At 65.4% G+C, this 13,084-nt stretch carries 8 protein-coding genes; 4 read left to right on the forward strand and 4 right to left on the reverse strand.

What is annotated here, in order from left to right:
* Positions 1-109: 109 nt before the first annotated feature.
* The 4 genes from nagZ to DYI37_RS02705 all read right to left on the reverse strand — a co-directional run bounded on the left by nagZ (position 110) and on the right by DYI37_RS02705 (position 6,731).
* Entirely contained in the window at positions 110-1,132 is a 1,023-nt protein-coding gene (gene nagZ / locus DYI37_RS02690) for a beta-N-acetylhexosaminidase (RefSeq protein WP_116681820.1), read from the reverse strand.
* Positions 1,133-1,248: 116 nt separating this feature from the next.
* Complete coding sequence (locus tag DYI37_RS02695) at positions 1,249-3,111, reverse strand: SPOR domain-containing protein (RefSeq protein ID WP_210209323.1); 1,863 nt, start codon at positions 3,109-3,111, stop codon at positions 1,249-1,251.
* Positions 3,112-3,664: 553 nt separating this feature from the next.
* On the reverse strand, positions 3,665-5,413 hold the full coding sequence (gene argS, locus DYI37_RS02700) for an arginine--tRNA ligase (RefSeq protein ID WP_116681626.1): 1,749 nt from the start codon (positions 5,411-5,413) through the stop codon (positions 3,665-3,667).
* A gap of 76 nt (positions 5,414-5,489) precedes the next feature.
* Positions 5,490-6,731 (reverse strand): deoxyguanosinetriphosphate triphosphohydrolase, encoded by a 1,242-nt coding sequence (locus tag DYI37_RS02705; RefSeq protein ID WP_425365014.1) that lies wholly within the window; start codon positions 6,729-6,731, stop codon positions 5,490-5,492.
* A gap of 103 nt (positions 6,732-6,834) precedes the next feature.
* On the opposite strand from DYI37_RS02705, the gene DYI37_RS02710 reads away from it, so the two are divergent.
* The 4 genes from DYI37_RS02710 to DYI37_RS02725 all read left to right on the forward strand — a co-directional run bounded on the left by DYI37_RS02710 (position 6,835) and on the right by DYI37_RS02725 (position 13,033).
* A complete protein-coding gene (locus DYI37_RS02710; RefSeq protein ID WP_116681822.1) occupies positions 6,835-7,176 on the forward strand; it encodes a HesB/IscA family protein in 342 nt (113 codons plus the stop codon).
* A gap of 14 nt (positions 7,177-7,190) precedes the next feature.
* Positions 7,191-7,973 carry an exodeoxyribonuclease III gene (gene xth / locus DYI37_RS02715; RefSeq protein WP_116681627.1) on the forward strand — a complete coding sequence of 261 codons (783 nt, stop codon included), beginning with the start codon at positions 7,191-7,193 and terminating at the stop codon, positions 7,971-7,973.
* 231 nt (positions 7,974-8,204) lie between these two features.
* Positions 8,205-11,603 (forward strand): bifunctional proline dehydrogenase/L-glutamate gamma-semialdehyde dehydrogenase PutA, encoded by a 3,399-nt coding sequence (gene putA, locus DYI37_RS02720; protein ID WP_116681823.1) that lies wholly within the window; start codon positions 8,205-8,207, stop codon positions 11,601-11,603.
* A 224-nt stretch (positions 11,604-11,827) separates the two neighbouring features.
* Positions 11,828-13,033, forward strand: coding sequence for a BCCT family transporter (locus DYI37_RS02725; RefSeq protein ID WP_116681628.1), 1,206 nt, complete (start codon positions 11,828-11,830; stop codon positions 13,031-13,033).
* The last annotated feature ends 51 nt before the right edge of the window (positions 13,034-13,084 follow it).

Below are 13,084 nucleotides of genomic sequence, written 5' to 3' on the forward strand. Positions count from 1 at the left end.
ACCCGGTCCCTGCCCCAGCCTCGTTCCTTCGGAGCGAGAACTGGAAGCTGACACCGCGCGCGGCGGCCCTCGAGCCGACGCCTCACCCTTCTCGCCGCAGCATAGACGGTCAGGCAGGCACCGTCATCAGGCGATCGTATTCTTCGGTGAGTTCGGCCAGCTCGATCTCGTCCTTCGGCGCGACGATCCAGGCTTCCGCGTCCACGGCGCGCCGACGCGAAGCTCCATCGAGGAGAGGCACGCCGCGAACGACGGCCCGCATCTCGTCCATGTCGCCATTGCAATGGAGTACGACATCGCATCCGGCGTCGACGGCGGCTTGGGCACGGTCCGAGAAGGGGCCGGTCAAGGCCTTCATGGAAATGTCGTCGGTCATCAGGAGACCGTCGAAACCGATCTCCGTTCGAATCACCTCGTTGACGACGATCGGCGAGAGTGTGGCACAGCGCTTGTCGTCGATATCGGTAAAGAGAATGTGCGCGGTCATGGCGCAGGGCAGATCGGAGAGCTCGGCGAACGGCGTGAAGTCGCGCGACGCCAGCTCCCGGCGGGTCGCGCTGACCATCGGCAGCTCCTTGTGGCTGTCGGAGCGCCCGCGGCCATGCCCCGGCATGTGCTTCATGACGGGCAGCACGCCGCCGGCCATGGCGCCAGAGGCCATCGCGCGCCCCAGAACCGCGACCGTCTGGGGATCGGTGGAAAGAGCCCTGTCGCCGATGATGTCGTGGGCGCCCTCCACCGGAACGTCGAGACAGGGAATGCAGTCCGCATTGATCCCGTAGCGCATCAGGTCCGCCGCGAGCAGGCGACCGTGCAGAAAAGCGAGCCGCGTGCCGGCTTCGCGGTCCTCGGCATAGACGGTGCCGATCGCCTTCGCGGCCGGACGTTGCGGCGCAAGAGGCGGCCTGAGGCGCTGGATGCGCCCGCCTTCCTGATCGATGAAGATCGGCGTCGTGTCACGCCCGCCGAGTTCCTTCAGCATCTCGACCAGTTCGCCGAGCTGAGAGGGTCCATCGATGTTGCGGGCGAAGAGAATGAACCCCCAGGGGCGTTCGCCGGAAAAGAATGCCCGCTCCTCCCGGCTGGGTTCGAGACCCAAGGGGGCGGCGATCCAGGCCTTCGCGTCGCTCATGATGGGCATGGTCCTTCTGCCGTCGTTGGCGTTCGACGGATGGTCGTTCGATGATGTCGTCGATTGATGGTCGCTCAGGCGCGAGGAGGCGCCGGCTAGGCCGGCGCCAGTCGCGATCAACGCGAGACGTAGCAGCTGCCGCCGGCCGATTTCATCTGTTCGCAAAGCGTCGCAGCTTCCTGCTTGGACGAGGCGGCCATCCGCACCCGGTGATAGGTGCCCTTGCCCGGGATCTCGGCGGTCTGGATCACGACCTGACGGCCGGCCAGGATGCCGCTATAGCGCGACGAGATGGTCGCCGCCGAAGCGCGCGCCGCCTCGTCGGTGGGCTGTGAGGACATCTGGACATACCAGGCATCCGCGTTCGAGCCCGATGCGGCTGCAGCCGCTACGGGGGCAGGCGACGGCGCGGCAGAACTCGCCTGCGGCGTCGTCGGAGCCTCCGCCGCTGCGAGGGAGGCGACCTGCGTCGGTGCCGAAACCCTCGGCTTCATGGAGGGAACCGGAATGCCAGGCGCCGCGACGCCGACCGGTTCGTCCGCAACCGTGACGGCCGGCACGTCCTCGGCGCCGGCGGCGAGGGCCGCGATATTCGCCGAATCGTCCAGCGCGGGCTGAGCGGCGGCGGGTGAACTGATCCCTCCGACGATGGTGCGATCGTCGAGCGGCCGCGAAGCCGTTTCGATCAACGCCTCGTTCGGCTCCATCGTCTCGGTTGCCTTGCCGGCGACGATCGTCCCATCGGGAAGAACCGTGACGGTCGGAACGCGGCGCGGCTGAAGAACCGGCGTGGCGTCCTCGATCTGCGCATCGCTCATGGCAACGGAGAAAGCGGAGCGGTTGACGCCCGGAAGGCCGTCGTAATCCGGCGCTGCGTTCTGATCGAGCCCGATCGGCGTCTCGGCCGCAGTCACGAGTTCGCCCTGCGGCTCGCCCTCGGCCGGTTTCTGGTTGGAGACCTCCCGATAGGTCGCGTTCTCCTGATTGGCGACCGTGCGGCCGCCGGGATCGGGCGGAACGATCTTGACGGGATCGGTATCGGCCTTGACGATCAGGGGCGACGCATCGCCCTCGCCCGAGCCGCTGAAGTCGAGCACCGCGAACCCCGCGCCGCCGATCACGGCGAGCCCCACGATACCCGCAGCGATCCGGCGGAAGGACGAGTTCGACGAGGCCTTGGCCGGGCGGCTGTGCCCCTGGCTGTCCTGACGCGCGTTCTGCTCGGCGAATGTCGACAGGATGCGGGGATAGGACCCGTCGTCATCGAGAACCGGGTGTTCGCTCTCGCCGGAATAGTCGGCCTCGACCGGTGCCTGACGCGAACCGGCGATCGGCCCCTTGTCGGCGCTCTTGTCGAGATTGAGGGCGGCCATCTCGCCGGCCAGGAGCGCGTCGAAATCGTCGAGAACCGGGACGGTCGTCGTCTCTTCGACACGCCGTTCGGGCGCGAACGCCTCGGTCTTCGAGACCTTGCCGGACAGAGGATCGGCGGGCGCGGAAAGCGCGGCCAGGGCAGAAACGAAGGCGGTGTCGAACGCCTCGTCCTCGTCCTTGCGCGGTTCGGGCCGGCCGTTCTCCTGGGAGGCAGGAGAAGCTGCCGTCTCGTTCGTGGCCTTCGCAACTGCGGGCGCAGGCGCAGGCTTCGCCTCCTGGGCAACCGGTTTTGCGGCGGGGCGCACCTCACCCCCGAACATACCAGAGCCGAAGCTCGGGCGGCCGGAGGAGCGCTGCGGCGAAGCCGGGGGCGGGGCCGGCATCGTCACCTGCCGGGGCTCGGCCGGCCGCTTTGCGGCGGCCGGCTCGGCGGCGGCGCTCAGCGAAGAGAATTCAGCGTCCAGCGCCTCGGCCAGATCGACATCGATATCGAAGCTCTCGAGCGAGGCCTGAGGCTTGGCGGGCGCAGTCGCAGGACGGGCCGCGACAGGATTGGAAGTCGCGACGTTCGCAGGCGCGCTTGGGACCGTGGCGGAGCGGGCCACCGGCGCGGCGGTTGCCGAAGAGCGCACGGGCGGCGCCAACGGTGCGGCCGGCGCCGTCGGCGAGGTGCGCGGGCGGATATGGGTCTGACCCTGCGTCTGGGCAGGCGCCTGCGCCGGACGGACGGGCGGCAGAGGAGCGGACGAGCGTCTTGGTTCCGCCGGGAGCTTCGGCTCGCCGGCAGGGCCCCAGACGGAGCTCACACGCGCTCTCGACGGCTCTGCAACCGCAGGGGCCGGCGCGGCGAAATTGGGCTCACGGCGCGAACCGTACGCAGCCCCCTCGCGCCGGGATGGTCCAGTGGGGATATCGGCCCGGACTTCGGGAGCGACGGGCCGCGCCGTTCCGGACGATTTCCGGGGCTGGTCCCAGGGCTCGTCGATCAGCTTGGCCAGTTCCGCAAACGGGTCGTCGTCGAACGAATTCAGGGGGCGGGATTGTCCGCGCTCGTTGTCCGATCTGTCGTCCATCGATCATCCCACTCGTTTGCGATCGCGCCCCTCAACGCGTTCCGTCACAAGCGCTAGAAGGCGATATTGACCAAAGCGTGATCGACTATCGCATTTCTTCGGGGGCCTCGGCGCCGATGATCTGGAGGCCCGAGCGGATGACGCTCGCGACCGCGTCGACCAGGGCGAGGCGCGCATGAGTGGAGTCTCGCGCGTCAGCGTTAACAAAGCGTAACGAGGGCACGTCCTTGCCGCGGTTGTACTGGCCGTGGAAAGCCGATGCGAGGTCGTAGAGATAGAAGGCCAGACGGTGCGGTTCGCGGGCGCTTGCGGCCGATTGGACCACGCGCGGGAACTCCGCGAGCTTGCGGATGAGCGCCGTTTCGCCCTCGTCGTCGAGGAGCTCCAGGTCAGCTTCGATCCGTGCGCCGATCGACGTGTCGAAACCGGCTTCGCGCGCCTGGCGGAAGATCGAGTGTGCCCTGGCATGGGCGTACTGGACGTAGAAGACCGGATTGTCCTTGGACTGCTCGGTCACCTTCTGGAAGTCGAAATCCAGCGGCGCATCGCTCTTACGAAAGAGCATCATGAAGCGCACCGGATCGCGGCCGACCTCCTCGACCACGTCGGCGAGGGTGACGAAGTCGCCGGAGCGCTTGGACATCTTCACCGGCTCGCCCTTCCGATAGAGCTTGACCAGCTGGCAGAGGACGACGCTCGCCTTCGCCTCACCACCCGTGATCGCGCGGGCGACCGCTTCCAGGCGCTTCACATAGCCCGAATGGTCGGCACCCAGAACGAAGATCATCTCCGAGAAGCCGCGATCGAACTTGTCCTGGAAATAGGCGACGTCGGCGGCGAAATAGGTGTAGAGCCCGTTCGACTTGACGAGCGGGCGGTCCTGGTCGTCGCCGACGGCGGTCGATCTGAGAAGCGTCTGCTCCCGGTCCTCCCAGTCCTCCTGTGGTTTGCCCTTCGGAGGCGGCAGCGCGCCGCGATAGACATAGCCCTTGGCTTCGAGATCCGCGATCGCGGTGGCGATCCGGCCTCCGTCCGCATCGTGGAGCGTGCGTTCGGAAAAGAATACCTCGTGCTCGATGCCGAGGGTCTTCAGGTCCTCGCGGATCATTTCGAGCATCGCCGCGACGGCCCGGTCGCGAACGATCGGCTCCCATTCCTCAGAAGGCATGTCGCGCAGGCTCTCGCCGAACTCGGCCTTGAGCGACTGGCCGAGAGGCTTCAGGTAGTCTCCGGGATAGAGGCCTTCCGGGATCGCGCCGATATCCTCGCCGAGCGCTTCGCGGTAGCGCAGGAAGGCCGAACGAGCCAGAACGCCGATCTGCTCTCCCGCATCGTTGACGTAGTATTCCTTCGTCACCTCGTCGCCGCAGAAGGCGAGAAGCCGGGCGATCGCATCGCCGACGACGGCTCCGCGCACATGGCCGACATGCATGGGGCCGGTCGGGTTCGCCGAGACGTATTCGACGTTGATCTTCCGACCGCTGGAAGGAAGCCGGCCGTAATCGGCGCGGGCACCGAGAAGCACCGCGAGGTGACGCGGCCAGAATGCGGGCGAAAGCCGCATGTTGATGAAGCCGGGCCCGGCGATTTCGACGGTCTCGACATCGCCGTCCATGCGCAGTCGCTCGGCGATGGTCTCGGCGAGATCGCGCGGCTTCAGCCCCATGGGCTTGGCGAGAACCATCGCGGCATTGGTCGCGAGATCGCCATGCGCGGCATCGCGCGGCGGCTCCACGGTGACGCGTTCGAGATCGGGAACGGGCTTGTCGAGGCCGGTCAGGACCTCGGTGACGACGGCTCTCACCCGGGATTCGAAATCGGCGAAGATGTTCATGGATTGCTCGAAGACGTGGTTGAAAAGGCCGCTTTCGGCCGCTTTCGGCCTTCTAGACGGCTTTCATGCCTGCCGACTACCCCAAATGCGGCATCGGCCCGAACAATCGGGAATGTTCGCGAATCGCGTAGGTGTCCGTCATCCCGGACAGATAGTCGGCGATGCGCCTTGCCCGCTTCGTCTCTTCCATCTTCTCGAGCGCGCCGCCCCATTCGGCGGGAAGAAGCGCCGGGTCGGCCGCATATCGTCGGAACAGATCCTCCACGACCGTCTCCGCAGAGGCCATGACCTGCATGACCTGCGGCGCACGATAGACGCGCTGGAAGAGGAACGAGCGCGTTTCGTCGACTGCCGCCCGCATCCCCTCGGAGAATCGCGCGATCGTCTCGCCGGCATCGCGCACATCGTCCGCATGGCGCGGGCCGAGCCGTTCGAGATTGATCATGGTCGTCTCGATCACGTCTTCGACCATGCGGGTGATGTGCCGGCGCATGATCTCGTTGGCGAGACGATCATTCGAGAGGAAGGGATAGGAGGCCTCGATCTCCTGGAGAATGGAGCCGGCGAGCGTCAGTTCGCGGAGGTCGCCGAGTTCGATGAGGCCCGCCCGAAGGCCATCGTCGAGATCGTGTGTGTTGTAGGCGATATCGTCGGAGATCGCCGCGCATTGGGCTTCGAGACTGGCAAAACGCGTCAGATCGAGCGGCATGAGGGCATCGAAGCTCTCGATCGGCTGCGGTAGTCCGTCCTCGACCGCATGGGGCCCCGCGAGCGGACCGTTGTGCTTGGCCAGCCCTTCGAGCGTTTCCCAGGCGAGATTCAGCCCGTCGAACTCGGCGTAGCGGCGCTCCAGCGCGGTGACGATCCGCAGCGCCTGCGCGTTGTGATCGAAGCCGCCGTAAGGGGCCATCATCCGGTGCAGCACCCGTTCGCCGGCATGCCCGAACGGGGGATGGCCGAAATCGTGAACCAGAGCGACGGCTTCGGTGAGGTCCTCGTCGAGGCGGAAGGCCCGGGCGAAGGCACGGGCGATCTGGCTGACCTCGATCGTATGGGTGAGCCGGGTCCGGTAGTGATCGGCCTCGGTCGCGACGAAGACCTGCGTCTTGTGTTTCAGCCGGCGGAAGGCCGTCGAATGGACGATCCGGTCACGGTCGCGCTGGAACGCGGTCCGGGTTGCGCTTTCGGATTCGGAATAAAGCCGCCCCCGGCTCTGCCTGTGGTCGACGGCAAACGCGTTCAGGGGCTCGCGCCCGAGACCGATCGAACGGGGACCCATCGAACGGGACGTGGTCTCGGCCTTGCCGGGTCGGCTCATCGTTTCATCCCGTCGATTGACCAAGGCTCGGCGCGTTATTACCTTGACCCTATCCCACGAACAAGGAGCGCGGCGGGCTTTCACCCCGACCTCGATACCCATGATGAGCGAAACCCTCGTCCAACCGGTGACCCTGTCCGACAAGGCCGTGAAGCGGATCGCCGCGATCCTCGCCAAGGCGCCGGACGCCAATTCCCTGCGTGTCTCGGTCGAGGGCGGCGGATGCTCCGGCTTCTCCTACAAATACGACCTGACCAGCGAGACCGAGGCGAGCGATCTCGTGCTCGAACGAGACGGGGCTCGCGTCGTCATCGACGAGACCTCGGTGGTCTATCTCGACGGGTCGGTCATCGATTTCGTCGACGACCTGATGGGTCAGAGCTTCCAGGTCCGCAATCCGAACGCCGTCGCCTCGTGCGGCTGCGGCACCAGCTTCTCGATCTGAAAGCGTAGGCCCGCATGCTCGTCGCGTCCTGGAACATCAACGGCGTCAAGGCGCGGATCGACGGGCTCACCACCTGGCTGAAGGAGCGATCGCCCGACATCGCGTGCCTCCAGGAGATCAAGAGCCAGGACGAGGGCTTCCCGCGCGCTGCGATCGAGGATCTCGGCTATCACGTCGAAACGCACGGCCAGAAGGGCTTCAACGGGGTCGCGCTTCTGTCCAAGACCAAGCCAGAAAGCGTCCTGCGCGGCCTTCCCCACGACGAGAGCGACGAGCAGGCCCGCTATATCGAGGGTGTCTGGACCGGTGAGGCGGGTCCGCTGCGCGTCGCGTCGATCTACCTGCCAAACGGTAATCCGCTCGGCACCCCGAAGTTCGACTACAAGCTGTCCTGGATGGAACGGCTCGAACGCCACGCCAAAGACCTTCTCCTGAAGGAGGAGATGCTGGTGCTGGCCGGCGACTTCAACGTGATCCCCCAGCCCGAGGACGTCCACAACCCGAACGCATGGCTGGAGGACGCTCTCTACCAGCCTCAATCGCGTGGCGGATTGCGCCGACTGGTGCATCTCGGTCTTGCCGATGCCCTGCGCATGACGGACGATCGATCGGAAATCTATACCTTCTGGGATTATCAGGCCGGCGCCTGGCAGAAGAACAACGGCATCCGGATCGACCATCTCCTTCTCTCGCCGGAAGCGCAGGTCGCGCTTCGCTCGGTCGGGACGGACAGTCATGTGCGCAGTTGGGAGAAGCCGTCCGACCATGTGCCGATCATGGCCGAGATCGCGGCCTGATTTCACGGCCGGACGAACGAGGTCCGGCAGAAGGCGCTGCGACCGCGCGTTCGGTGTGCGACGAAAGGCCGGTCCCCGCCGATACGGGTCATGATCACGTCCGCCAGCGCAAGTCCTTGCGCCACGGTTGACGCATAGGCGGAAAGATACGACCACCGGTGCGACAGGCGCCCGCGCCATCTTCGAGACGAACGGCCTCCGGACCCGAACGCAAGGATCAGCCCCATGCCCATGGATATGCCGCTCCCCCCATCGATCCTGTCGATGTCACCCTATCCCGATGCCGACGCGGTTCTCGACGACCTGATCGCCGAGGCCGATCTGTCGCGCGAGGATCGCAGGCTCATCAGCACCATGGCGGTCGATCTGGTGAAGCGGATCCGCAAGGCCGGCGATCCGGGCCTGATGGAAGTCTTCCTCGCCGAATACGGCCTCTCGACGGAAGAAGGCATCGCGCTGATGTGTCTCGCCGAGGCCCTGCTGCGCGTGCCGGACGCCCAGACCATGGACGAACTGATCGAGGACAAGATCGCGCCCGGCCAGTGGAACAGCCATCTCGGCAAATCGTCCTCTTCGCTCGTCAATGCGTCCACATGGGCCCTGATGCTGACAGGCCGGGTGCTCGAGGAAAACGACCAGGGACCGCTGAAGGCGATGCGCGGCGCGATCCGTCGCCTCGGCGAACCGGTCATCCGCAACGCGACCGGCCAGGCAATGAGGGTCATGGGCCGGCAGTTCGTGCTCGGGGAGACCATGGACAAGGCCATGGAGCGCGCCAAGGGCATGGAGGAAAAGGGCTACACCTACTCCTACGACATGCTCGGCGAGGCCGCGCGCACCTACGAGGACGCGGAGCGCTACCGCAAGGCCTATGATGGGGCGATCGAGAAGATCGCCCGCGCCGCGACGAAGGGCGACATCGCCACCAATCCCGGCATCTCCGTGAAACTGTCCGCGCTGCATCCGCGATACGAGATCGCCCAGCGCGAACGGGTGCTCGAAGAACTCGTGCCGATCGTCCGCGACCTCGCCGCGAAGGCCGCGAAGCTCCAGATCGGCTTCAACGTTGATGCCGAGGAACAGGACCGCCTCACGCTCTCGCTCGAAATCATCGAGCGCGTTCTGGAGGACGATCGGTTGGCGAACTGGAACGGCTTCGGCATCGTCGTGCAGGCCTTCGGCCCGCGCGCCGGACCCGCCATCGACTGGATCTACGAGACGGCGGGGCGGATCGGCCGCAGGCTGATGGTCCGGCTGGTCAAGGGCGCCTATTGGGACACGGAGATCAAGCATGCGCAGCAGGAAGGCCTGCCGCGCTTTCCGGTCTTCTCGCGCAAGCCCGCGACCGATGTCAGCTTCATCGGCAATGCCCGCAAGCTCCTGAAATATCGCGACCATCTCTATCCGCAGTTCGCGACGCACAACGCCCATACGGCGGCGGCCGTCCTGCACATGGCGCAGCAGATGGGCGTGAAACCGCAGGAATTCGAGTTCCAGCGCCTGCATGGCATGGGTGAGGTTCTCCACACCATGGTCATGAAGGATCACGGCACGCGCTGCCGCATCTACGCGCCGGTCGGCGCGCACCGTGACCTCCTCGCCTACCTCGTGCGCCGGCTTCTGGAGAACGGCGCCAATTCCAGCTTCGTCAATCAGATCGTCGACGAGGACGTTCCGCCCGAGCAGGTGGCCGAAGATCCGTTCGACGCCATCGGCTATGCGCCGCCGGTGACGCCCGGAACCGATATCTTCCTTCCCGTGCGCGAGAATTCGCGCGGCTGGGACCTGAAGGCCGTCGATCACCTCGAAGAGATCGAAGCCGCCCGCAGACCCTTCCGCACGACGATCTTCGAGGCCGGGCCAGTCATCGCGGGACCTCTCGACGCCGAGGACGAAGCCGAGCGCCGCAACCCGTCCGATCCTTCCGATCTCGTCGGACGGACCCGGTTCGCGTCCAAAGCGGATGTCGAGACCGCGCTCGCCGCCGCGACGGTCTGGACCGCGCCGCCGGAAGAGCGGGCGCGGATCCTGAAACGGGCCGCGAGCCTCTATGAGGACAATTTCGGCGAGATCTTCGCGGTCCTCGCGCGAGAAGCCGGAAAGACGCTGCCCGACGCCGTCGCGGAACTGCGCGAAGCCGTGGACTTCCTCAATTATTATGTGGAGGAGCTGAAGAAGCTGACGAGCGAACCGCTCGGCCGCTTCGTCTGCATCAGCCCGTGGAACTTCCCGCTCGCCATCTTCACCGGCCAGATTGCGGCGGCTCTTGCCGCCGGAAACGCGGTGCTCGCGAAACCGGCCGAGCAGACCTCGCTCATCGCCCATCTGGGCACACGACTGCTTCATGAAGCCGGTGTTCCGAAGGAGGTTCTCCAGCTTCTGCCCGGCGAAGGCGGGATCGGTGCCGCCCTCACCTCCGATCCCCGCATCGACGGTGTCGCCTTCACCGGCTCGACGGAGACGGCGCAGAAGATCAAGGCCGCGATGGCCGAGAACTGTCATCCGGGCGCACCGCTGATCGCGGAGACGGGCGGTCTCAACGCCATGATCGTCGATTCGTCTGCCCTGCCCGAACAGGCGGTGCGGGATATCGTCCAGTCGGCTTTCCAGTCGGCCGGACAACGCTGTTCGGCCTGCCGCTGCGTCTACGTGCAGGAGGACATCGCCGACGGATTCATAGCGATGCTGAAGGGCGCGATGACGGCGTTTTCGCCGGACGATCCCTGGTATCTCGATTCCGATAGCGGTCCACTGATCGACGACGAGGCCCATTCGGCGATCGCGTCCTATGTCGAGAAGGCGAGACGCGACGGCCGTCTGATCCATCAGGCGAAGGCTCCCGAACGAGGATACTTCCTCGCCCCCTCCCTCGTCCGCGTCTCGAGCATCGCCGAGATCGAGCGGGAGGTTTTCGGTCCCGTCCTTCATATCGCGACGTTCAAGGCGAAGGATCTGAAGACCGTGATCGACGCGATCAATGGACGCGGTTACGGTCTGACCTTCGGTCTGCACACCCGCATCGATGACCGGGTGCAGTATGTCACGGACCGGATTCGCGCCGGCAATATCTACGTGAATCGAAACCAGATCGGCGCCATCGTCGCCTCGCAGCCCTTTGGCGGCGAGGGTCTCTCCGGGACCGGACCGAAAGCGGGCGGCCCCTTCTACGTCTCACGGTTCCAGAAGCCGGTATCGCCGAAATATCGGCCGACGAGCCCGATGGACATGCCCGGCCCAACGGGAGAATCCAACCGCCTGCACCTGTCGGCGCGAGCTCCCATTCTCTGCCTCGGCCCCTCGGACGCCGATCGCCTGAAGCAGCGTGAAGCGGTCGAGCGTCTCGGCGGCGAGGCGATCGACGGGACAGCCGAGACCGATCTTCTCGCGGCCTCCGATTTCGGGGGTGCGATCTGGTGGGGCGACGAGGACACCGCGCGTCGTCTTGCGAGGCAATTGGCCGAACGCGATGGCCCCCTCCTGCGGCTCGTCACGGGCGCGGTGATGGTGCCGGACGTCCTGCACGAACGTCATCTCTGCGTGGACACGACGGCGTCCGGCGGCAATGCGCAGCTTCTTGCCGAAGTCGCCCGCAACGATCCGCGCGCCAAGGACGAACGATACCGCCCCTAAAGGGGGCGTCCTTGACGGACGGCACGGCCCGGTCTCTATTCGTTCCGCGCCGTCCCTCATGCGCCCTGCCCCTTGACGGATCATGCCGGTCGCCGGGAGCATGCGGCCGTCATCGGTCGAGACCGGTTTAGCCGTCGCGCGAAGGCGTGCCCTAAGCACGTCCCTGCGACAGGCGTGCGAGGAAAGGCGCTTACGGAACGGCAAGACCGGAGGCAACGCCGAAGATGACCTATCTGATCTCGTTCGGCGTCCTCATGGCCCTCGTGCTCGTCGTCTTCTGCACGATCCGCTGGTGGAACATGCGGCTCGTCGGTCCCAACCCTGTGCCGCTTCTCGTCTTCGTCGCGATCCTGTTCACGTCAGGCCTCGACGTGGGCCTGATCATGTTTCCTCTCGCTTTCGATTTCCCGCTCTATGCGGATACCGCAGAGAACCCGGCCTATGCCTTCTCCAATCCGCTGGCGCTCGAATTCGGCTTCTGGGGCTTTCTGATCTGGTCGTTCTACTTCCTCACGACCTTCTATTTCTGTGCCATCGAGCCGCGGGTGAGGTTCTTCGACAAGCCGGTCGTGCGCTTCGTCAACAACGTGGTCATCATCACGACCTGTGCGTTCACGGGTAGTCTGTTCCTCGTCTATCTGCCCTTCTACCTGCCGACGATCGGCGACGGTGAAACGGTCGTCACCGCCTTCTACGTGATCGTCTTCCTGACGGTGCTCGCGGCGGCCTATTCGTCGACGGATATCCGCTATGTGCGAATCCTCTCGATCGGATCGTCGACGGCCTTTGCCTGTCTCATCGCGCTTCTCTGGATCAATGCGGGCATCACGCCGTCGCAGTTCGGCGCCTCGATCTCGAACATCGGCAGCTATTTCGCCAATATCCACAAGTTCGTCATTCCGCTGACCGACTATCACGAGTTCTATCTGTTCTGGTGGTTCGCCTGGTCCATCATGATCGGCCAGTTCACGTCGCGCTTCGTCGGCGGCATCAAGACCCAGCACATGCTTCTGGCATTGCTGGTCATTCCCTCGATCCCGCTCGCGATCTGGTTCTCGGTTCTCTACCACTACTACACGGCCGGAATTTCGACCGATGGGATCCTGAACATCGCGATGGTGATCGTCGGCACGACCTTCGTCATCAATTCGCTGGACAGTCTGATTCGCCTCTACACCGACAATCTCGACCTGACGGCGGAGCGGTTCGGAAAATGGCGTTATGTCGCGGGCAACACGCTGGTTCTGTTCGTTCTCGTCCTTCTGTTCAAAAGCCAGTGGCTGCAGATCGAGTGGATCGGAGCGATCGTCATCGCGCTCTATGTCTCGGCCATCGTCTACATCGCCACGCGGGCCGGCAATGTCCTCAAGGACGCACGCGGGACATACGGCACACCGCAATTCGATCGCTCGACCTCCGGCGAGGGCTGAGCGGAGGGGGCCGCTCAGGTCCCGCATCTGTCGTCGAGTGCCCATGTCGCG

Origin of the sequence: Fulvimarina endophytica (genome assembly GCF_003403015.1) — a bacterium.
Taxonomy (GTDB): domain Bacteria; phylum Pseudomonadota; class Alphaproteobacteria; order Rhizobiales; family Rhizobiaceae; genus Fulvimarina; species Fulvimarina endophytica.